Raw genomic sequence first — 21,737 nt, forward strand, 5'->3', positions numbered from 1 at the left:
CACCTCACGAAAGGAGCCCACGATGATCGGGCTGCTCACCCACCTCTCGATCCGACTCGCCCGTTCGACCCCCGCTCGACGGGTCGCTGCGGCGCTCGGCGACGACCGGGGCGAAGGCGTCATCTCCGCCGCGATCGCCGTCCTGATCATGGCGTTCCTCGGCGCCGCGATGTGGGTGGGGTTCGACGCCATCTGGGGCGACGCCGAGACCAACATCGGTGACCAGGTCGACCAGATCGGGCGCTGACGGTGCCGCCGGCCGCCGACGAGCGGGGCGCCGGGCTCATCGGGACGATCGCGGCGTTGTCCGTGTTCCTGGTGCTCCTCACGTTCGCCGTGCAGCTGCTGTTCAACCTGTATGCGACCTCAGCGGTGACGGCGGCCGCGTACGACGCGGCGACGATGGTCGCGTCGGGATCGGTGGACGCCGACGATCCCGCCGACCTCGGCACGGCCGTCCGCTCCGCCGAGGAGCACGCCCGGTCCCTGCTCGGCGACTACGGCGACCGGGCCACCTTCGACTGGGACCTCCGCGACGACCGAGTGCGGCTGTCGGTCGAGGTCGACCACGCACGCGTGGCCATCTCGCCGGTGCTCGGCGCGTTCGGGCTGAACCGCGTCGAGCGGTCGGTCGAGGTGCGGGTGGAGAGGCCGCGGTGACGGCACTGCGAGAGCGTCTCGCGGGGCTGCGCCACGACGACCGGGGCCAGGTCGCCGGCATCGAGGTGCTGCCGTTCGGCTTCCTGATCTTCGTCGTCGGCGTGCTGCTCCTGGCCAACGCGTGGGCGGTCGTCGACGCCAAGCTCGCGGTCACGGCGGCCGCCCGCGAGGCGGCACGCACCTACGTCGAAGCACCCGACGAGTCCACGGCTGCGACCTCGTCGCACGCAGCGGCGCTCGATGCGCTGACCGGTCAGCGTGGCGGCGAGACCCTGGACCTGCGCATCAGCGTCGACGGCGGCTTCCGCAGGTGCGCCCTCGTCACCGCGCAGGTGCGGGTGGACGTCCCCGCCGTGGGGTTGCCGTTCATCGGCGGGTTCGGCCGCACGTTCGAAGTCGCCGCGACCCACTCCGAGATCGTCGACCCCTATCGCTCCGGCCTGCCCGGTGAGGCCGACTGTGGCTGAACGCGCCCACCGGGACCGCGGGTCGGTGCTGCTGCTCTTCCCCGCCGCGTTCCTCATCGTGCTCGTGCTCGGCTCGATCGCGATCGACGCCGGCGTCGCCTTCATGCGCCAGCGCGAGCTCGCCACCGCGGCCTCCGCGGCGGTCAACGACGGTGTCGCGCTCGCCACCGCCGACGCCCTCGAGCGCGGCGACGGCGTGCGGATCGACCATGCCCGCCTCGAGGCGGCCGTCGTGGCGTCGCTCGATCGGCGCGGCGTCCTCGCGACGCTCACCGCTCCCCCACAGGTGCGGATCGTCGACAGCGACCTCGTCGAGGTCACCCTTGTCGCCCGCGCCGACTACGTCATTGCGCCCGCGCTGCCCGGCGGCCGCGACGGCATCGACGTGCGGGCCACGGCCACGGCGCGCCTCGTCGTCGACGACGGCTGATGCCGGGTCAGCTCTCCCGCAGGTAGGTGAGGACGGCGAGCACCCGGCGGTGCTCCTCGCCCGTGGGCTGCAGGTCGAGCTTGGTGAAGATGTTGCCGATGTGCTTCTCGACCGCCCCGCCGCTGATGACCAGCTGGTCCGCGATCGCCGGGTTCGAGCGGCCCTCGGCCATCAGCGCCAGCACCTCCCGCTCGCGTGGCGTCAGCCGCGACAGCGGCCCGGCGTTGCGGCGCTGCACGAACAGCTGCGCCACCACCTCGGGGTCGAGCACCGTGCCCCCCGACGCCACCGTCTCGATCGCCGACTCCAGCGTGTCCAGGTCCTCCACCCGGTCCTTCAGCAGGTAGCCGGCACCGCCCAACCCGTCGGCCAGCAGCTCGGCGGCGTAGGACTCCTCCACGTACTGCGACAGGACGAGCACCGGCGTCCCCGGCCGCCGCCGGCGGGCCTCGATCGCCGCCACCAGCCCGTCGTCGCGGTGGTTCGGCGGCATGCGCACGTCGACCAGCGCGAGGTCGGGCTCCAGCTCCACCACGGCGTCGACCAGCGACGGCCCGTCGCCCACGGCGCCGATCACCTCGTGGCCGAGCTCCGGCAGCAGCCGGGCCAGGCCCTCACGCAGCAGGACCGAGTCGTCGGCGATCAGGACGCGCACGGGATCCTCGCCACCAACCGGGTCGGCCCACCGGCCGGGCTCGACACGTCGAGCCGCCCGCCGAGCGCCTCCACCCTGTCGGCCAATCCGCTCAACCCGTGGCCCGGCAGCACCGTCGCCCCGCCCGCACCATCGTCCTCGACCTCCACCACCAGCTCCTCACCGTCGCGTCGCACCGACATGATCACCCTCGTCGCCTGCGCGTGCTTGGCCACGTTGGCCAGCGCCTCCGAGGCGACGAAGTAGGCCGCGGTCTCCACCGGCTCGTCGAGCGGGCTGTCCGATCCCAGGCGCACGTCGACCTCGGTCGGCACCGGGCTGCGGGCCGCCATCGCGGTCAGCGCCGGCTCGAGCCCGCGGTCGGCGAGGATCGGCGGCGCGATCCCCCGCGACAGGGCGCGCAGCTCCTCCAGCGTCTCGGCCGCCTGGCGCCGGGCCTCGGCGATCGCCTCCCGGGCCGACTCCGGCGACGACTCCAATCGGCGCTCGGCCACGGCCAGGTCCATCCCCAGGCGGACGAGGCGCTGCTGCGGCCCGTCGTGCAGGTCGCGCTCGAGGCGGCGCAGCGACGCCACCTCGGCCTGCGCGGCCGCCGAGCGCGCGGTGTCGAGCTGGCGGACACGTTCCTCCAGCTCCCGCACCCGGGAGTTGTCGAGCAACAGTCGGGCGAGGCCCTCGTGCATCGCGGCGCACAACTGGATGACCGGCCGCAGGAGGGCCAGGCCCACGAGGCCCATCAGCAGGTACAGCACCGCCTCGGGGATGTCCCAGTTGAGGAGCTCGGGCAGCGTCGTGTTCTCCTCCGGCGGGCCGAAGTCCACGAACCCCTGCCAGAACCAGAACGTGAACCCGTTGAGGACGACGGCCCACATCGTCGTCGCCACCACGAACGTGGCCACCCCGAGCGGGAACGACACCACCCCGTGCAGCGCGTCGAGCCACGGCTGCGGGGTGCGCACCGCGAGCAACCAGCGCCGCCAGGCCGAGGTGCCCTCCGGCCGCCGGTAGAGACCGGGCTCGATGCGCTGGTGACCCCGGATCGTCACCACCTCCCGCTGCAGCGTGGCGAACACCCGGGCCAGCCCCAGCACGATCACCAGCACGGGCAGGCCGACGACGAGGACGATGAGCCCCGCCGACAGCGCCAGGCCGGTGACCATGGCGACGAACGACGCCAGCGTCAGCGGGAACTGGAGGAACACGTAGACGCTGTCGCGGCCGAGGCCTTCGAACCACCCGACGCACCGCTCGTCCTCGTCGTGGTGGCCGGGAGGCCCGGCGGGCGGCATGCGGACGTGCATCTCGGTCATGGTGGCATCGTCCGGGATCGCGGCCCCGGATGCGATGCGGCGCGCGGGCGTCCGATGGTGGGGCGCGCCCCACCGGGCCTACAGGTTCGCCATCCAGCGCTCGGCCCGGTCGATCCGGCGCTGGAGCTCGTCGACCGCGGCGTCGGCGATGCGCCGGATGCCGGCCTCCGCGTTGAGCCGCTGGTTGACCTCCTGGTGGGTCAGCCCCGTGTACCGCGCCAGCTGGCGGGCCAGGTCGGCGTTGATCGCCCGCAGCTCCCGCTTCACCTCTGCGACGGGCCGGCCGTCGAGCTGGACGAGACCTCGGCTGCGGCCCGGCGGCGGGGGCGGCGGCAGGTCGATCGGCACCGACGTGTCGATCTCGTCGTCGAGCAGCTCGGCGTCGGGGTCGGCGTCGAACACCGAGTACTGGTTGGACGAGTCGGTCACCTCGGCCGAGAGCACCTGGAACAGCGAGAGCTGCTCCTCCTCCCCCGGCAACTCGTCGAGCGCCGTCGGGTCCTCCTCCGGCCGCACCGGGCCCTCGCCCTCCTCCCAGTTGCGGCGCAGGCTGTGGCGGCGCTGCTCGGCGATCGTCGCCGCGTACTGCCGCAGGCGCGGGTCGTCGGGGATGAACACCCACGCTCGCTCCTGCGCTGCCAGCCCGCCGGTGTGGCGGACGAACCGTCCGACGACCTGGCGGAAGAACAGCTCGGTCCCCGTCGTCGTCGCGAACACGCCGAGGCGCAACCGGGGGATGTCGACGCCCTCCGACACCATCCGCACCGCCACGATCCACGGCAGGTTCCCCTCGGCGAACGCCGCGATGCGCGTCGAGGCGGTCGGGTCGTCGGACGTGACGACCATGGCCGTCACCCGGTGGCGCATCCTCAGCAGCTCCGCGATGCCCCGGGCGTGCTCCTGGTCCGTGGCGACGACGAGTCCGGCGGCGTCGGGCTGCTCGCGCCGCAGGTCCATCAGCCGGTCGTTGGCCTGGCGCAGCACGGCCGGCAGCCACTCGCTGTCGAGCGACAGGGCGGTCCGCAGGCGCTGCGACGACCGGGTCTGGTCCAGCGCGTCGTCGAAGCTCGCGGCGTTGAGCGTGCCGTCGGGGGCGCTCCACTCCATGAACCCACCGATGGCCGGGAAGTACACGGGCCGGACCACCCGCCGATCCTCGAGCGCGGCCGCGTAGCCGTAGTCGAAGTCGGCCACCGCCTCGTCGTTCACGTAGTTGACGAACGGGATGGCGTGGGTGTCGGAGCGGAACGGCGTCCCCGACAGCGACAGGCGCTGAGGTGCGCCCTCGAAGGCCCGCCGGATCGCCGTGCCCCACGCCCGCTCGTCGCCGGCGTGGTGGAGCTCGTCGAGCACGACGATGCACCGGCCGCTGTGGCGACGGAGCGCCTCGGGGTTCGCCGCCACCTGCTGGTAGGTCACCGCGATCCCGTGCATGTCCCGCGGCAGCTGCCCGCCGGCGGACGACCACGCCGGCTCGAGCTGGATCCCGAGGCGCGCCGCGGCACGCGCCCACTGCACCTTCAGGTGGCTCGTGGGGGCCACGACGACGACCTGGTGACGAGGCTCCCGGGACAGGTGCTGGAGCACGGCGGCGAGGGCGAAGGTCGTCTTGCCGGCGCCCGGGGTCGCGACGGCCAGGAAGTCGGGGCCGTCGTGCTCGGCCAGGCGATCTAACGCCTCCTTCTGCCAGCGGCGAAGCCGGATCGAGCGGGACATCGGCCGACCCACGATAGTGGCGAGCGGCCACGGCCCATCCGTGTGCGTCATGTCGTTTCATTGCCTCTTGACTCTCCACATGCCAGCCGACACCATGGCGGTCGTGCCCGACGACCGCTCCATCGAGGTGGACGCCACCGGGGACCGTCCGACGGTCACCAAGACCGCCCGCGGACCAGCCGCCCGCCGGCTGCGGGTGGAAGCCGCGGCCCTCACCGCGGCACGCCACCCCGGCGTGGTGGCCGTGGTGGGCGACCTGCCGACGACCTCCGACGACGGCACGGTCGTCCTGCGCACCCGGTTCGTCGGCTCCCGCACGCTGGCCACCCTCGGTCCGGTCGAGCCCTCCCGTGCCGCGGCGCTCATCGCCTCGCTGGCCGCGACGGTCGCCGACCTGCACGACCTCGGCATCGTCCACCGCCGCCTCACCGCCGACCACGTCGTGGTCGCCACCGACGGTCGACCCGTCCTCTGCGGGTTCGCCGAAGCTGCGCAGGTCGCACGGCCGGGCGCAGCCACCGCGGACGACGTCGCCCAGCTCGGGGAGCTCCTCCGCACCCTCGTCGCCGACGCGCCGACCGAGCTCGAGGAGCCGCCGGCGCGACGACTCACCCGTCGCCGATCCGATGCCCACGTGCGCGGGGCGCTGCTCAACCTCGCCGACCAGGCGACCGCCGACGAGTGGATCCGGCGCCCCACGGCCCGCCAGTTCGCCGCCGCCATCTCGACCACCGTCCCCGGGGCCACCCTGCCCCCTCCCCCGCACGCGCTCCCGGGCCCGTCCTCCACCCCCACCACCCCGGCGGGCCCGGTCGCCCGGCGCCGCCGCAGCGAGCACCACCCCGAGGAGGATCCGGTCGCCCCTCCTCGCACCCCGCCCTCGCTGCGGCGGCCCGGGCTCCTCGTGGGCAGCGCCCTCGGCACCGTCCTCCTCGTCGGCCTCGCCGTGCCCCTGTCACTCGGCGGTGCCGACGGCACGCCGCCGCCGCCGACCGCACCTCCGGCCTCCACCACGACGACAGACGCGGCGATCGCCCACCCGGCCGTCTCGCCGACCACCACCACCGCCTCGCCTCCCCCGCTCGACCTCGCCGGCGCCGCGGGGTGCGCCACCGTGCCCGGCACCTCGCTCGCCGCCACCGCCAGCGGGCAGCCGTGCACCGCGGCCGTCGCCTTCGAGGCCGGGCGGCTCACCATCGACGGCACGGCCTTCGACATCGGCGTCGACCCGGCCGCGATCGCGCTCGGCGACCTCACCTGCCGGGGCGAGGTCGAGCTGGCTGTCGTCGACCTCACCACCGGCGACGTCGCCGTCTTCGAGCGCTGGGCCCGCCCGGGCGAACCGGTCCAGGGCGCGACGGTCGCTCGCATCGACTCCCCTCGCCAGATCGTGGCCGAGCCGCTCGGCGACGGCTGCCACCGACTCGCCGTCCTCGACACGTGGGGCATCCGCCACGTCGTCGACACCCAGGAGGACCTCCCGTGACCCACCCCCTCGACGTGCACCGGCTCACCGCCGTCGGCACGCTGCTCGCCGCCCTCGCCGTGCTCGCAGCCAGCGACGGGGCCATCCCCTCGGCTCCGCTCGACCCGTCGTCGTGGCCGTCGTGGTGGGCCTCCACCGACCCGGCGCTCGCCGTGGGAGCCGTCCTGCGGGCCGGTGCCACCGGCGCCGCCGGCTACCTGCTCCTCGTCACGGTCCTCGACCTGCTCGCCTCGGCGGTGGGCCTGCACGCCCTGGCGCGCCTGGCCCGCCGCATGGCACCGGCGGCGTGGCGGGCAGTGGTCCTCCGTCCCGTCGCAGCGGGTGCGCTCGCGCTCCCCGTCCTGGCCGCGCCGGGCGTCGGGCCGTTGCTGCCGACGCCCGCGTCGGCCGAGGGCGCTGCGCCCGAGTCCGCCGACGCCGATCGCCCGGTCCTGACGATGACCTGGGCCGGGTCACCCGACGCCCCACCGACGACTCTCGACCCCACGCCGCCGAGCACCGCTCCCGCACCGCCGGACGTCGACGCCACGACGACCACGACCGCGCCTCGGCCACCCATCGACGTCCCACCACCCACCATCTCGATGCTCCCCCCGCCGACCACGAGCCCACCTCCCGCCACCGACGTCCCCGAGCCTGCGCCATCGACCGCCCCGGCCCACCCGGCCGAGGAGCGCGCCGACGATCGGCCGGCCGACGCCGGGTCGGCCGACGGCCACCACGTCGTGGTCCGAGGCGACTCGTTCTGGCGGATCGCCGAGCGGCACCTCCGCGCTGCGCACGGGCGCGAGCCGACGAGTGCCGAGGTCGGGGCCTACTGGCGGCGCCTGATCGCGGCGAACGAGGATCGCCTCCCCGCGCCGGGCAACCCGGACCTGATCTACGCGGGGATGCGGCTGGTGCTCCCCGCCGTGTGAGCGAGACCGCTACGAGGCGGTCGACTCGTCGTTCTCGCCTGCGAGCCCCATGACGGCCAGCCGGCGCGCCGCCTGGGCGACGTCGATGCCGAGGATGCAGGCGATGGCCCGCAGGTCGTCGCGGCGGATCGTGAGGACCCGACCGTTGAAGTCCTGGCGCTCGACCTGGATCATCGTGAGGAACCGGTTGAGCATCTCGGCTTCGGGCCCGGTGAGGGTGTCGAGCCGGGTGAGGTCGATGGTGATGGCGGCCTGCGGCTCGGGCACCTGACCGGTGAGGTCGACGACCGCGCCGTCCTGCTCACGCTGGAAGCCGGGGCCGTCGTCGCGCGGCAGGAGCTGGTCGACCGGCACGTTGTAGAAGCGGGCCAGCCGCTGGAGCCGGGGCACCGAGATCGCCCGCTCGCCGCGCTCGTAGGCGCCGAGCACCGAGGCCTTGAACTCCTGGTTCGACTCGGCCTCGACGTCCTGGAGGGACATGCGCTTCTGGCGGCGGATCGCCCGCAGGCGCTCGCCCACGCGACGGCCGTACTCGGCGTTCACACCCTCCGAGCCCACGGGCTCGCTCTCGGTCGACATCGTTTGCTCCACTCCCGAGCGGCTCGGGCTCCCCACCCGCGGAGGGCCGCTCGTACGCTGTCAGGTTAACCGCGTTGCGTGACAGGATCAATCACAGAGTGCGGTCGATCAGCCGGCTTGACGCACCGATCCACCGCGCAACGCTGTCATCAGCGCACCTGCGGTCACCGCAGCGGTCTCCGCGCGCAGGATGTGGTCGCCGAGAGCGACGGCATCGCCCGCCACGTCCCGCTCGGCATCGCTCCACCCGCCCTCCGGGCCGACGAGCACCACGGTGTCGTCGGCACGCAGGGTGCGCCCACCACGATCGGCCCGGACCGAGTGCGGGAGGGCGGCCGCCACGGCGATCTCGTAGGGACCGTCGATCTCCGGCAGGTAGCAGCGGCGGCACTGCATCGACGCCTCCCGCGCGATGCGCGCCAGGCGCTCCAGCTGCCGCGCCGCCCGCTCCCCCTCCCACCGCACGACGGAGCGCTCCGCCTGGAGGACGAGGATCCGGTCGATGCCGAGCTCGGTCAGCTTCTGGACCACCCACTCGGGCCGGTCGCCCTTCACGGGCGTGAACGCCACCGTCAGCGACGGCGAGCGGCGGGCCACGTGGTGCACGTCGTCCTCGGGCTGGATCGGCACGCCGTAGCGACACCGCCGCCACCGGCCGTGACCGTCGGACACCGTGAGCGGGTCACCGGCGCGCACCCGCAGCACCCGCTCGAGGTGGTGGCGGTCGTCGGCGCCGATGGCGGGACGTGCGATGTCGTCGACGAAGACGTGCGGACCGCTGCGACCGTCGGGCCCGAGCTCCGCCTGCTCCTCGCCCGCCATCGCTACTTGAACGCCGACTTGATCTTGGCGAAGAAGCTCTCGTCGGCCGGCGTGACGACGTCCCCGGTGGCCGCGGCGAAGCGCCGGAGCAGCTCCTCCTGGTCGTCGGTGAGCTTCGTGGGCACGTCGACGGCGATCTTCACGAGCAGGTCGCCCCGCCCCCGACCGTCGACCGACGGCACGCCGCGGCCGCGCAGCCGGAAGACCCGCCCCGGCTGGGTGCCCGGTGGGACGACGAGGTCCTCCTCGCCGTCGAGGGTCTCGAACGGCAGGTGCGTGCCGAGCGCGGCCTGCGGCATCGAGACGTGCAGCTCGTGCATCAGGTCGTTCCCGACCCGCTCGAAGCGGTCGTCGGGTCGCACGTCGAGGTGGACGTAGAGGTCGCCCGCACCACCGCCCCGAGGCCCGACCGCACCGCGCCCCGTGAGGCGCAGGGTGCTCCCGGTGTCGACACCGGCGGGGATGTCGACGGTGTAGGTCTTCTCGACGACGCGCCGGCCCTCGCCGCCGCACATCTCGCACGGGCTGGCCACGACCTGTCCGGTGGCGCCGCAGGTGTTGCACGGTCCGGCGGTGACGACCTGACCCAGGATCGACTGGCGGACCCGGCGGACCTGGCCGCTGCCCCCGCAGTCCCCGCAGGTGGAGACCGACGTGCCCGGCGTGGCGCCGGTGGCCTCGCACGACTCGCAGGCGACGGCGGTGCGCACCGACACGTCGGTCTGGCAGCCGAACACCGCGTCGCGGAAGTCGATCGTCGCCACGGCTTCGAGGTCGGGGCCTCGCGCCGGGCCGCTCGGGCCCCTCGTCCGACCCGCTCCCCCGAACGGGCCACCACCACCGAAGAAGGCGTCGAAGATGTCGCCGAACCCGCCGGCGTCGAACGGTGCCCCACCGGCCGCGCCGCCCACGCCGGCCTCGCCGAACTGGTCGTAGCGGGCCCGCTTCTCGGGATCGGACAGCACCTCGTAGGCCCGGGCGACCTCCTTGAACTGCGCCTCGGCCGCCGGGTCGGCGTTGGTGTCGGGGTGCAGCTCGCGCGCCTTACGGCGGTAGGCCTTCTTGATCTCGTCGGCGGTGGCGCCGCGGCTGACCCCGAGCGCCTCGTAGTAGTCGGACATCAGCCCTCGCTCAGGCGGTGACCGAGCCGCTGGCTGACGACAGCGACGGCGGCCAGAGCCTGCGGGTAGTTCATGCGGGTGGGACCGAGCACGCCGATCGTGCCCACGCCCTCGCCGTCGACCTGGTACGGCGCGACCACGAGCGAGCACTCGGCGAGCGGCTCGACGCCGGTCTCGGAGCCGATGGCCACGCTGAGGCCCCGGTCGAGGACGTCGCGCAGGAGCGACACGACGACGATCTGCTGCTCGAGGATGGTGAGCACCTGGCGGATGGTGTCGACCGCGTCGAACGAGCCGGCCATCTGCGAGGTGCCGCCCACGAACACGGAGTCGGGCTCGTTCTCGTGGACGCCGAGCGCGGCGCGGGCGGTGTCGACCAGCCGGTCGACGGCCGCGTCGCCCGACGGGGGCACGACGGAGAGGCCCGCGAGCGGCGAGCCCCTCAGGTGCTCCTGGAGGTGCGCCGAGGCCCGGTCGAGCACGACCTCGTCGACGTCCTCGTCGAGCTCGAGGGTGTGCTTGTGGATCGCCCCGTTGGAGAGGACGGCCACCTCCATCACCACCCGCGGCGTCAGCGCGACGAGCTGGATGGACCGGACCGTGGCGATCTCGTGGGGCGGACCGACGACGACGGCGGCGTGGTGCGTGATGTTGGAGAGGAGCCGCGACGTGTCGGCGAGCATCGACTCGAGCTCGCCGTGGGCCCGGGCGAAGAACTGCCGGACCTGCTGGGTCTCGGCGCTGCCGAGCGGGCCGGGCTGGGCGATGTTGTCGACGAAGAACCGGTAGCCCTTCTCGGTGGGGACCCGGCCGGCGGACGTGTGCGGCTGCACCAGGTAGCCCTCGGCCTCGAGCACCGCCATCTCGTTGCGCACAGTCGCCGGCGACACGGCGACCGACGGGTCGCGTGCGACGTGCCCGGAGCCCACGGGCTGGGCGGTGTCGATGTACTCCTCCACCACGGCGCGCAGGATGGAGGCCTTGCGTTCGTCGAGCATCGGGCGGGACCCACCTCCTCCGTCGCATCCCGGGGTCGGCACGGATTCGCACTCGATGATACCGAGTGCCAACGCACGGGCCGAGGCAGCGCCGTCCGCTCAGCTCGACGGCGAGCTCGGGGTGAGGTGGTGGGGCGCGGCCCAGGAGTGGAGCACCTGGACGTAGTTGGTGCGCTCGAACGCCGCGGCGTCGCCCGAGGTGGCGGTGGTCGCGCTCCCCCGCAGCTGGTCGGTCGACTCGTACTCGTGGTCCTCCAGCCACGCGACCAGCTGTGACTCCACCGTGCGCAGGTGCGACGCGCCGTTCCGGAGCAGCGCCGAGGTGAGCATCGCCACGTCGGCCCCGGACATGAGGGCCTTCACGACGTCGGTGCCCGAGTGCACGCCCGTGGTCAGCGCGAGCGACACGTCGGGGCCCAGCTGGGGGCGCAGGATCGCCATCCACCGCAGCGGCAGCCGCATCTCGCCCGGATGGCTCAGCTCCACCCTGTTGACCACCTCGAGGGACTCGAGGTCGAGGTCGGGTTGGTAGAAGCGGTTGAACAGCACCAGCCCGTCGGCGCCGGCGTCGACCACCCTGGCCGCGAAGTTGGCCATGGCCGAGTAGTGCGGGCTGAGCTTCACCGCCACGGGGATCGACACCGCGGTCCGCACCGCCTCGACGATCTGGAGGTCCCGGTGCTCCATGGCGGTGGCGTCCAGCGTCGGGTCGGCGGCCAGGTGGTACAGGTTCAGCTCCAGCGCCGCCGCGCCGGCCCGCTCCAGCAGCGAGGCGTGCCAGGTCCAGCCGCCGGGGCTCGTGGCGTTCAGGCTGGCGATCACCGGCACCTCGCAGCGCGCCGCCAGCGACTCGAGCGTGGCGAGGTAGCGGTCCGTGGTCGTCATGTAGGCGTCGTCGACGTCTGGGAAGTAGTCGAGCGCCTCGGCGAAGTGCTCCGAACCCGCTTCCAGCGCCCGGGTCAGCTCCACCTCCTCGTGGACGATCTCCTCCTCGAACAGCGACGGCATGACGATGGCCGCCGCGCCGGCCGCCTCGACCTGGAGGGCGCTGTCGACGTGGCCGTTGAGCGGCGACGCCGAGGCGACGATCGGCGTCCGCAGGTCGAGCCCCAGGTAGCGGGTGGTGAGGTCCATCGGTCAGCCCTCCCGGCCGGGGTCGGCGGTCGTGTCGGCCATCCCGGGCACCTCGTCGTCGTGGTCGAGGTGCGGGATCGTGCGCTCCATCGACGCCAGCTGCGCGTAGTACCGCCACCGCTCGTCCACGTCGGCTTGGAGCAGCTCGCCCAGCTCACGGGCTCGCGCCGGGTCGGTGCGCTGGAGGATGGCGTAGCGGGTCTCGGAGGAGACGAAGTCGGTCACGGGGATCGACGGGGCCGACGAGTCGAGCCGGAACGGCTGGCCGTCCTCGATCTCGCTCGGGTGGAAGCGGTAGAGGGGCCAGTAGCCGCTCTTCACCGCGTCCTTCTGGTGGCTCATCGACGTCGACATGTCGATGCCGTGGGCGATGCACGTGCTGTAGGCGATGACGAGCGACGGCCCGGGCCAGGCGTCGGCCTCGAGGAGCGCCTTCGTCGTCTGCAGCTCGTTGGCCCCCATCGAGATCTGGGCGACGTACACGTTGCCGTAGGCCCGTGCGATCGCGCCGAGGTCCTTCTTCCCCGTGGCCTTCCCGCCGGAGGCGAACTTGGCGACCGCCGCCCGCTGCGTGGCCTTCGACGCCTGTCCGCCCGTGTTGGAGTACACCTCGGTGTCGAGGACGAGCACGTTGACGTTGCGGCCCGACGAGAGGACGTGGTCGAGCCCGCCGAAGCCGATGTCGTAGGCCCAGCCGTCGCCACCGATCAACCAGATGCTCTGGCGGACGAGGCTCCCGGCGATCGCGGAGAGCCGTCGGGCGTCGGCGGCGTCGTGGCCGCCGAGCTGACCGAGCCGCTCGACCAGCTGGTCGACGAGGCGCCGCTGCTCCCGGATCTGGGGTTCGGTCTCCTGCGGGTTGTCGAGGATCGCACGGACGAGGTCGGAGCCGATCGGCAGCTGGAGCCGCCCGAGGATCCCCCGCGCCACCCGGTCCTGGGCGTCGAGGCCGAGGCGCATCCCGAGGCCGAACTCGGCGTTGTCCTCGAACAGCGAGTTGCTCCACGCCGGTCCACGGCCCTCGTCGTTCGTGGTCCACGGCGTCGTCGGCAGGTTGCCGCCGTAGATCGACGAGCACCCCGTGGCGTTGGCCACGACCATCCGGTCGCCGAAGAGCTGGGTGGCCAGCCGGATGTACGGCGTCTCGCCGCATCCGGCGCAGGCACCGGAGAACTCGAACAGCGGCTGGAGCGCCTGGGAGCCCTTGACGTTGTCGTGCGGCAGCAGGTCGCGGTCGAGCTGGGGGATCTCGAGGAAGCGGTCCCACCGACGACGCTCGAGGTCCCGGTGGACCATCGCGGGCTCCATGTTGATCGCCTTGCGCCCGATCTCGGTCTTGCTCTTCGCCGGGCAGACGTCGACGCACACGCCGCAGCCGGTGCAGTCGTCCGGGGCGACCTGGATGGTGAGCCGGTGCCCGGGCAGGTCCTTCGACCGGAACGCCTTGTGGGGCACCTCCTCGGGCAGCCCGGCGGCGACGTCCTCGCCGAACACCTTCATCCGGATGGTGGCGTGCGGGCAGACCATCGCGCACTTGCCGCAGTCGATGCAGATGTCCGGGTCCCAGATGGGGATCTCCTTGGCGATCGACCGCTTCTCGTAGGCCGCCGTCCCGGTCGGGAACGTGCCGTCGACCGGCAGCGCGCTGACGGGGAGGAGGTCGCCGTCGCCCCGCATCAGCGCGGCGGTCACCCGTTCGACGAACTCGGGCGCCATCTCCGGTACGCCCGTCGCGAGCGTGCGCTCGCTGCTGGCCGCCGCTGGCACCTCGACGCGGTGGAGGTGCTCGAGAGCCGAGTCGATCGCTGCGAAGTTGCGCTCCACGACCGCACGTCCCCGACGGGCGTAGGTCGCCTCCACCGACTCCTTGATCTTGGCGACGGCGACGTCGGCGGGCAGCACGCCGGAGAGCTGGAAGAAGCACGGCTGCATCACGGTGTTGAGCCGGTTGCCCATCCCCGCCTCGGCCGCCACGGCGTAGGCGTCGATGACCCACAGGTCGATGTCCTTGTCGAGGATCTCCCGCTGCACCTCGGCGGGAAGGTGGTCCCAGACCTCCTCGGGACCGAAGGGCGCGTTGAGCAGGAAGGTCGCGCCGTGGCGCGCCGTGGAGAGCACCTTCACCTTCTCGAGGAGCCCGAACTGGTGGCACGCCACGAAGTCGGCACCGTCGATCAGGTAGGTGGAGCGGATGGGCTCGGGCCCGAAGCGCAGGTGCGAGACGGTGACCGAGCCCGACTTCTTCGAGTCGTAGACGAAGTACCCCTGGGCGAACAGGTCGGTGTGCTCGCCGATGATCTTCACCGAGCTCTTGTTGGCGCCGACGGTGCCGTCGGCGCCGAGGCCGTGGAACACCGCCTGCACCTCCCCGTCCGGCCGGGGGTGCGTGAACCCGGCGTCGATCGGCAGGCTGAGGTTCGTCACGTCGTCGTGGATGCCGACGGTGAAGTGGCGCCTCGGCCGGGCCGACGCCAGGTCGTCGAACACCGGCTTCAACATCGACGGGGTGACCTCCTTCGACGACAGCCCGTAGCGACCGCCGGTCACCCTCGGGGTCTGGCCGAACGGCGGCTCGGCGACGTCCATCGCCTCGCCGAGCGCTGCGACCACCGACAGGTACAGGGGTTCGCCGACCGCGCCCGGCTCCTTCGTGCGGTCGAGCACGGCGATCGCCCGGACCGTGGGCGGCAGGGCCGCGAGGAGCTGCTCGCTGGGGAACGGCTGGAACAGCCGCACCCGCACCATGCCGACCGGTTCGCCCGCCGCCACCAGCGCGTCGACGGTCTCCTCCAGCGCGCCCGCGGCCGAGCCCATCACGACGACGACCCGTTCGGCGTCCGGGGCGCCGTGGTACTCGACCAGCCCGTACCGCCGACCCGTCCGATCGGCCAGCTCGTCGAACACGTCCTGCACGATGCCGGGCACGGCGAGGTGGAACGGGTTCGATGCCTCGCGGGCCTGGAAGAACACGTCGGGGTTCTGCGCCGTCCCCCGCAGCACCGGCGAGGAGGGATCGAGGGCCCGGGAGCGGAACGCCGCGACGTCGTCGTCACGCACCAGCGCGGAGATGTCGTCGTCCCCGAGCAGGGCGATCTTGTCGATCTCGTGCGACGTCCGGAAGCCGTCGAAGAAGTGGAGGACCGGCACCCGCGACCGGAGGGTCGCAGCGTGGGCGACCAGGGCGAAGTCGTGGGCCTCCTGGACCGACCCCGCGGAGAGCATCGTCCAGCCCGTCGCCCGCGCGTGCATGACGTCGCTGTGGTCGCCGAAGATCGACAGGGCGTGCGTGGCGATCGAGCGTGCGGCGACGTGGATGACCGCCGGCGTCAGCTCGCCGGCGATCTTGAACATGTTCGGGATCATGAGGAGCAGCCCCTGCGACGCGGTGAACGTCGTCGCCAGCGCGCCCTTCTGCAAGGCCCCGTGGAGCGCTCCCGCAGCGCCCCCCTCCGACTGCATCTCGATGATGTCGGGCACCGCGCCCCACAGGTTCGGCCGGCCGGCCGACGCCCAGTCGTCGCTGTGCTCCCCCATCGGCGACGACGGGGTGATCGGGTACAGCGCGATCACCTCGCTCAGGGCGTAGGCGACCCGCGCCGCCGCCTCGTTGCCGTCGAGGCACTTCCATTGCTGATCCACTCTCGGCTCCCGGGGTCTCGGATCCACGGCAGACGACGCCAGCCGCACCCCCGAGCCTGACGATCGGGCGGCCCGCCGCACAGGGCCGGAGGTCCACGCCGAGCCGGGACCTCCGCGGGTGACCCCCCCCCCGATCAGCGGACCTCGTCGTAGCGGGCCAGCGCCTCCTCCCGCTCCGCGGCGTGGTCGACGATCGGCTCCGGGTAGTCGGCGTCGCCGAACAGGTCGGCCGGGGCCGTCCACGGCTCGTGGATCCGCCGGCGGTCCAGGTGCGCCAGCTCGGGCACCCACCGCCGGATGTAGTCGCCGTCGGGGTCGAACTTCTTCGACTGGGAGACCGGGTTGAAGATCCGGAAGAACGGCGCGGCATCGGTGCCGGTGCCGGCTACCCACTGCCATCCGTGCGTGTTGGACGCCAGGTCGCCGTCCACCAGGTGCTGCATGAAGTGGTGAGCGCCACGGGACCAGTCGACGTGCAGGTCCTTCACGAGGAAGCTCGCGACGACCATGCGGACCCGGTTGTGCACCCATCCCTCACCGAGCAGCTGGCGCATCCCGGCATCGACGAGCGGGTAGCCGGTGCGCCCCTCGGCCCACGCCGCGAAGCGCTCGTCGGCCCGTCGTCCGGCGTCGACACGCATCCGGCGCATCTTCTCCTGGTACGCCCGTCGCGTCGTGTCCGGGCGGTCGAGGAGGACGTCGGCGTAGAACTCCCGCCACGCCACCTCGGACCGGAACGTCTCCTCCCCCTCGGTGCGACCGAGTCGGTGGAGGATCTGCCGAGGGTGCAGGCAGCCCCACTTGAGGTAGGGCGACAGGCGGGACGTGGCGTCCTGCGCCGGCTCGTCCCGCAGCTCCCCGTACCGCTCCACGCGGTGCCGGAGGAACGTGTCCAGCCGACGGCGGGCCGCCGCCTCGCCGGGCTCCGGCAGGTCGGCCGCGACGTCGGGCCGGTCGGGCAGCGGGTCCGAGGCGATGCCGGTGACCGCCTCGAGGGACCTCGGGCGCTGCACCGGATCCGGCCACCCGACGTCGCGCCACGCCCGGTAGAACGGCGTGAACACCTTGTACGGCGCGTCGGTGCGGTTGACCACCGTGCCCGGCTCGACGGCGTAGGCGGAGCCGATCCGCTCGAGCGGGACCTCGTCGCCGTCGAGCACGCGCTCGACCTCCTCGTCCCGGCGGCGCCCGTAGGGGCCGTGATCCGCGGCGCAGACGACGGCGGACGCGTCGACCTCTCGTGCGGCGGACGGCACCACCTCCACGGGATCGCCGACGCGCACGACGAGGCGACCATCGAGATCGGCGGAGAGGGCGTCGAGGCAGCCGAGGAGGAACCAGCGACGGTTCGCCCCGGCCGGCTCCCACAGAGCGGGGTCGATCACGAACAGAGGGAGGACCTGCCCGCGGCGCGCCGCCTCGGCCAGCGCAGGGTTGTCCGCGAGGCGCAGGTCCCGTCGGAACCACATGACGGTGGGGCGCGTCACACCTCTCCTCGGTCCCGGCGTGCGGCGGCGACCAGTGCGGCGACGTCGAAGGTCGCACCGGCCAGCTCCTCCGACACGTCCCACAGCTCGCGCCCCTCGCCGCGATCCATGGCCGCTCGGACGAGCGGGAGCCGGACGGCGTCGCCCCGCACGAGCCACCGCGGCCCGTAGAGCTCGCCGGACGCAGCCTGCGGATCGGTGGCGGCGCGCAGCTGCGGCGCCGCGCCCTCCCTGGTGGTCATGCCAGAGGTGCGGGCCAGCAGGTGCCAGAACCGCTGGCTCAGACCGCCACCGGACTCCACCACGCTCGTGGCCTGCAGCTCGCTGTTGGTGAGACCCGGGTGCGCCGCGAGGCTGGCCACCGGCGCGTGGGCCGTGGCCAGCCGCCGGTGGAGCTCGACGGCGAACAGCAGGTTGGCGAGCTTCGACCGCCCGTAGCTGCCCCACGGGTCGTACCGGCCGGCGTCGAGGTCGCGATCGCGACGGACAGGACGGCCGACGTGGCGGGCGACGGAGGTGACCGTCACGACCCGAGCGGCCGGCGCAGCGAGGAGCAGCGGCATGAGAGATGCCGTGAGGGCGAAGTGCCCGACGTGGTTCGTGCCGAACTGCAGCTCGATGCCCTGGACCGTCCGCCGCTCGGGCACCCCCATGATCCCGGCGTTGTTGACGAGGAGGTCGACGCGTTCGTGCGCTGCGATGGTCGTGGCCGCCGCCGCGACCGACGACAGGTCGGCGAGGTCGAGCGGCACGATCTCGATCCGAGCACCAGGGTGGGCGTCCTCGATGGCCCGGCAGGCGCTCGTGGCCTTCTCGAGGTTCCGCGCCGCCATGACGACGTGCGCCCCGTGGGTGGCCAGCGCCCGCACGGTCTCGAGCCCCAACCCGCCGTTCCCGCCGGTCACCACGGCCACGCGGCCGCTCAGGTCGGGGATGTCCTCTTCGGTCCAGTTCTCGCCCACGGGTGCCCTCTCCCCTGCATCGACGTCATCGAACCGACCCCGGTCCAGTGTCACACCCCCTGCATAGGCTGGGGTGCAGGTGGTCGGGTCGTTCTTCCCCGGGTCCGGTCGCCTCGTTCGCCGGCGTCGGTGTCGGCCTGTGTGCGGCGATGGCGAGTGGGAGGTGGCGCCGGTGGTGCTGCTCGATGTCGGGGAAGCGGATGTGGGTCCGGTGGGTCCGGGTGTGGCGCTGTCGGCGTTGGCGCGGGCGGTGGATCTGCTCGGGGCGGTGGATCTCGATGCGTTGGATGCGCGGTCGGAGATGGGTCTGGTGCGTGACGTGGAGGTCCTGCGCCGCCGCCTCGACGCCGTGACCGATCAGCTGGCGGGGCACCTGGACGAGTCGCAGGCGTTCGCGGTCGACGGGTTGGCCTCCGCGGCGGTGGCGGTGCGCCACCTCGGCCGGTTGCCGCGCGGCGAGGCGCGGGCTCGGGTGCACTGCGCCCGGGTGCTGCGGGACCTGCCGGCGCTGGCCGCGGCGCACGCCGCGGGGGAGGTCCCGACCGCCCATGTGCGCGCGGTGGCACGGGTGGCCCGCAACCCGCGTGTCGTGGACCTGTTGCCGGTGATCGAGGACGTGATCGTGGAGATGGCACGGGACCACTCCCACGACGGGTTCTGTCGGTGGTTGCGGGAGTGGGAACGTCTCGTCGATGTCGACGGCACCGAACACGACGCCGAGACGTCCCACGCACGACGCAACGGGTCGGTGGTGGAGAACTACGACGGCGGGTTCACCCTCACCGGCGGGTTCGGCAACCTGCAGGGCGCCGCCGTCGCCGAGACCGTCGAGTGGTTCGCCCGTGCCGAGCTCCTCGCCGACTGGGCCGACGCCCGCGCCCGGCTCGGCGACGCCGCCACCGACGCCGACCTGCCCCGCACCGCCGCACAACGCGGCGCCGACGCCCTCGCCGCGATCTTCGCCCGCGCCCGCGCCCGCGCTGCGGTGACCAGTACGGCGGTGCCGCTGGTCAACATCGTCGTCGACCTGCACACCTTCGAGACCGCCCTCACCGGCGGCGAGCCGGCTGAAGCCCCGCAGGTGCCGCGGACGACCGGCCCGCGCGTGTGCCGCACCGTGTCGGGGGTGCCCCTCGCACCGTCCGACGTGGTCGCCGCGGCACTGGCCGGCCAGGTCCGCCGCGTGATCATCGACTCGAACTCCAACGTGATCGACCTCGGACGCCGCCGCCGCCTCTTCACCGGCTCGGCCCGCGAGGCCCCCGAGCTCACCAACACCCTCGCCCACCCCGACGGCCTCCGCTGCATCTGGAACGGCTGCCACCGACGACGCGACCTGCAGATCGACCACACCATCGACGCGAGCCGAGGCGGACCCACAGACCAAGCCAACGCCGCCGTCCTCTGCGACACCCACAACCGGCTCAAGAACCACGGCTGGCACCCCACCCGCGCACCCGACGGCACCTGGACCATCCACCGCCCCGACCGCACACCCACCACACCACCCGCATGACCGCGGGCGTGATGCGGACGCTCTCAGTCGTCGAGCTTCAGGGCGGAGATGAAGGCCTCCTGCGGGATGTCGACGCGCCCGATCGACTTCATGCGCTTCTTGCCGGCCTTCTGCTTCTGGAGGAGCTTGTTCTTCCGGGTGATGTCGCCGCCGTAGAGCTTCTCGGTGACATCCTTGCGGAACGCCTTCACGGTCTGGCGGGCGATGATCTTGCCGCCGATGGCGGCCTGGATCGGCACGTCGAACTGCTGGCGAGGGATGAGCTCCTTCAGCTTCTCGCACATCTTGCGCCCGTAGTCGTAGGCGAAGTCCTTGTGCACGATCATGCTGAAGGCGTCGACGGGGTCGCCGTGCAGGAGGATGTCGACCTTCGACAGCTGCGAGGCCTGGTAGCCGATGGGGTCGTAGTCGAGGCTGGCGTAGCCCTGGGTGCGGCTCTTCAGCTGGTCGAAGAAGTCCATGACGACCTCCGCCAGCGGGATCTCGTACTGCAGCTCGACCCGCTCGGGCGACAGGTACTCGAGGTTCTTCATCACCCCGCGCTTGCCCTGGCACAGCTCCATGACGGTGCCGGTGTAGGTCGACGGGGTGAGAATGGTGATCTTGAGGTACGGCTCCTCGATCCCCTCCATCTCACCCGGCGACGGCATCTCGCTCGGGTTGTCGATCTCCACGACCTCTCCCCCGGTGCGGATGACGCGGTACTCCACCGACGGCGCCGTGGCGATGAGGCTCAGATCGAACTCGCGCTCCAGGCGCTCACGGACGATCTCCATGTGCAGCAGGCCGAGGAAGCCGCAGCGGAAGCCGAAGCCCAGCGCCCCGGACGTCTCGGGGACGTAGGTGAAGCTGGCGTCGTTCAGACGCAGCTTCTCGAGGGCGTCACGCAGGTCGGAGAACTCGTCCCCCTCGACCGGGTAGAGGCCGCAGAAGACCATCGGCTTCGGCTCCTGGTAGCCCTCGAGCGCCGAGGGCGCCGGCTTCGACGCCGACGTGACCGTCTCGCCGGAGCGGGCCTCGCCGACGTCCTTGATCCCGGCGATGAGGTAGCCGACCTCGCCCGGTCCGAGGCTCTTCACCGCGGTGGGTTCGGGGCGCCGGACACCGACCTCGTTGGCCTCGTGCACCGTGCCGGCCTGCATGAAGCGCACCTTGGCGTCGGTGGCCAGCTCGCCGTTCACGACACGCACCGACGAGACCACGCCGCGGTACTGGTCGAAGTGGGAGTCGAAGATCAACGCCTGCAGCGGAGCATCGAGGTCGCCGACCGGGGCGGGGATCCGCTCGACCACCGCGTCGAGCAACTCCGGGACACCGTCGCCGGTCTTGGCGCTGATGCGGAGCACCTCGTCGGCGGGGATGCCGAGCACCCGCTCGATCTCGCCGGCGTAGAGGTCCGGGTCGGCCGCCGGCAGGTCGATCTTGTTGAGCGCCGCCACGATCTCGAGGTCGTGCTCGAGTGCGAGGAAGCAGTTGGCCAGGGTCTGGGCCTCGATCCCCTGCGAGGCGTCGACGAGGAGGATCACGCCCTCGCACGCGGCGAGCGAACGGGAGACCTCGTAGCCGAAGTCGACGTGGCCGGGCGTGTCGATCAGGTTGATGACGTGGTCCCGGTAGTCGAGCCGGACGCTCTGGAGCTTGATCGTGATGCCCCGCTCGCGCTCGAGGTCCATCGAGTCGAGGTACTGCTCGCGCATCTCCCGGGCGTCGACGGCACCGCAGATCTCGAGGATCCGGTCGGCGAGGGTCGACTTGCCGTGGTCGATGTGGGCGATGATCGAGACGTTGCGGAGGCGCGACAGGTCCATGGGCACCGCAGACGATACCGAGCGGGGCGG

Annotated in this window: 19 protein-coding genes; 7 read left to right on the forward strand and 12 right to left on the reverse strand. The window is 72.7% G+C overall.

The genetic code is table 11. The annotated features are described in order from the left end of the window. Nucleotides 1–22: 22 nt before the first annotated feature. Genes GH723_RS11410 through GH723_RS11425 form a run of 4 tightly spaced genes read left to right on the forward strand, consistent with a single transcriptional unit; the run spans nt 23 to nt 1,557 of the window. Nucleotides 23–247, forward strand: a complete 225-nt coding sequence (locus GH723_RS11410) for a hypothetical protein (RefSeq protein ID WP_153759759.1) — start codon at nt 23–25, stop codon at nt 245–247. Nucleotides 248–249: 2 nt separating this feature from the next. Further along, nucleotides 250–660, forward strand: a complete 411-nt coding sequence (locus tag GH723_RS11415; RefSeq protein WP_153759760.1) for a hypothetical protein — start codon at nt 250–252, stop codon at nt 658–660. Beyond that, complete coding sequence (locus GH723_RS11420) at nt 657–1,127, forward strand: hypothetical protein (protein WP_153759761.1); 471 nt, start codon at nt 657–659, stop codon at nt 1,125–1,127. The genes GH723_RS11415 and GH723_RS11420 overlap by 4 nt, the downstream gene beginning before the upstream one ends. After that, nucleotides 1,120–1,557, forward strand: coding sequence for a hypothetical protein (locus GH723_RS11425; RefSeq protein ID WP_153759762.1), 438 nt, complete (start codon nt 1,120–1,122; stop codon nt 1,555–1,557). Before GH723_RS11420 ends, GH723_RS11425 begins: the two co-directional genes overlap by 8 nt. 7 nt (nt 1,558–1,564) lie before the next feature. Here the strand turns inward: GH723_RS11425 and GH723_RS11430 are convergent, their stop codons facing one another. The 3 genes from GH723_RS11430 to GH723_RS11440 form a co-directional block, all read right to left on the reverse strand. After that, nucleotides 1,565–2,212 (reverse strand): response regulator, encoded by a 648-nt coding sequence (locus GH723_RS11430; protein ID WP_153759763.1) that lies wholly within the window; start codon nt 2,210–2,212, stop codon nt 1,565–1,567. Then, nucleotides 2,200–3,522, reverse strand: coding sequence for a sensor histidine kinase (locus GH723_RS11435; RefSeq protein ID WP_153759764.1), 1,323 nt, complete (start codon nt 3,520–3,522; stop codon nt 2,200–2,202). The genes GH723_RS11430 and GH723_RS11435 overlap by 13 nt, the downstream gene beginning before the upstream one ends. 78 nt (nt 3,523–3,600) lie before the next feature. Then, nucleotides 3,601–5,238, reverse strand: a complete 1,638-nt coding sequence (locus tag GH723_RS11440; protein ID WP_195210263.1) for a DEAD/DEAH box helicase — start codon at nt 5,236–5,238, stop codon at nt 3,601–3,603. Between the two features lie 79 nt (nt 5,239–5,317). On the opposite strand from GH723_RS11440, the gene GH723_RS11445 reads away from it, so the two are divergent. Both GH723_RS11445 and GH723_RS11450 read left to right on the forward strand, forming a co-directional pair. After that, nucleotides 5,318–6,724 carry a serine/threonine-protein kinase gene (locus GH723_RS11445; RefSeq protein WP_153759766.1) on the forward strand — a complete coding sequence of 469 codons (1,407 nt, stop codon included), beginning with the start codon at nt 5,318–5,320 and terminating at the stop codon, nt 6,722–6,724. Beyond that, a complete protein-coding gene (locus tag GH723_RS11450; protein ID WP_153759767.1) occupies nt 6,721–7,641 on the forward strand; it encodes a LysM peptidoglycan-binding domain-containing protein in 921 nt (306 codons plus the stop codon). The genes GH723_RS11445 and GH723_RS11450 overlap by 4 nt, the downstream gene beginning before the upstream one ends. A gap of 9 nt (nt 7,642–7,650) precedes the next feature. Here GH723_RS11450 and GH723_RS11455 read toward each other — a convergent pair whose 3' ends face one another. The 8 genes from GH723_RS11455 to GH723_RS11490 all read right to left on the reverse strand — a co-directional run bounded on the left by GH723_RS11455 (nt 7,651) and on the right by GH723_RS11490 (nt 18,383). Continuing rightward, the gene (locus GH723_RS11455) at nt 7,651–8,220 is read right to left on the reverse strand and encodes a transcriptional regulator (protein WP_153759768.1); all 570 of its coding nucleotides are present in this window, start codon (nt 8,218–8,220) and stop codon (nt 7,651–7,653) included. A 108-nt stretch (nt 8,221–8,328) separates the two neighbouring features. Continuing rightward, the gene (locus GH723_RS11460) at nt 8,329–9,042 is read right to left on the reverse strand and encodes an RsmE family RNA methyltransferase (RefSeq protein ID WP_153759769.1); all 714 of its coding nucleotides are present in this window, start codon (nt 9,040–9,042) and stop codon (nt 8,329–8,331) included. Between the two features lie 2 nt (nt 9,043–9,044). After that, nucleotides 9,045–10,163, reverse strand: a complete 1,119-nt coding sequence (gene dnaJ / locus GH723_RS11465) for a molecular chaperone DnaJ (protein WP_153759770.1) — start codon at nt 10,161–10,163, stop codon at nt 9,045–9,047. Then, nucleotides 10,163–11,161, reverse strand: coding sequence for a heat-inducible transcriptional repressor HrcA (gene hrcA, locus GH723_RS11470; protein WP_153759771.1), 999 nt, complete (start codon nt 11,159–11,161; stop codon nt 10,163–10,165). Before hrcA ends, dnaJ begins: the two co-directional genes overlap by 1 nt. A 99-nt stretch (nt 11,162–11,260) precedes the next feature. Continuing rightward, nucleotides 11,261–12,295, reverse strand: coding sequence for a dihydroorotate dehydrogenase-like protein (locus tag GH723_RS11475; protein ID WP_153759772.1), 1,035 nt, complete (start codon nt 12,293–12,295; stop codon nt 11,261–11,263). A gap of 3 nt (nt 12,296–12,298) precedes the next feature. Continuing rightward, entirely contained in the window at nt 12,299–15,934 is a 3,636-nt protein-coding gene (nifJ, locus tag GH723_RS11480; protein ID WP_153759773.1) for a pyruvate:ferredoxin (flavodoxin) oxidoreductase, read from the reverse strand. Between the two features lie 134 nt (nt 15,935–16,068). Continuing rightward, the gene (locus GH723_RS11485) at nt 16,069–17,421 is read right to left on the reverse strand and encodes a cryptochrome/photolyase family protein (RefSeq protein WP_153759774.1); all 1,353 of its coding nucleotides are present in this window, start codon (nt 17,419–17,421) and stop codon (nt 16,069–16,071) included. Further along, nucleotides 17,418–18,383, reverse strand: a complete 966-nt coding sequence (locus GH723_RS11490; protein WP_153759775.1) for an oxidoreductase — start codon at nt 18,381–18,383, stop codon at nt 17,418–17,420. Before GH723_RS11490 ends, GH723_RS11485 begins: the two co-directional genes overlap by 4 nt. A 172-nt stretch (nt 18,384–18,555) precedes the next feature. On the opposite strand from GH723_RS11490, the gene GH723_RS11495 reads away from it, so the two are divergent. Beyond that, complete coding sequence (locus tag GH723_RS11495) at nt 18,556–19,899, forward strand: HNH endonuclease (protein ID WP_153759776.1); 1,344 nt, start codon at nt 18,556–18,558, stop codon at nt 19,897–19,899. Between the two features lie 23 nt (nt 19,900–19,922). On the opposite strand, the gene lepA is transcribed toward GH723_RS11495, so the two are convergent. Then, nucleotides 19,923–21,707, reverse strand: a complete 1,785-nt coding sequence (gene lepA, locus GH723_RS11500) for a translation elongation factor 4 (RefSeq protein WP_153759777.1) — start codon at nt 21,705–21,707, stop codon at nt 19,923–19,925. Nucleotides 21,708–21,737 lie beyond the last annotated feature (30 nt).

This window comes from Actinomarinicola tropica (genome assembly GCF_009650215.1).
Lineage (GTDB): Bacteria > Actinomycetota > Acidimicrobiia > Acidimicrobiales > SKKL01 > Actinomarinicola > Actinomarinicola tropica.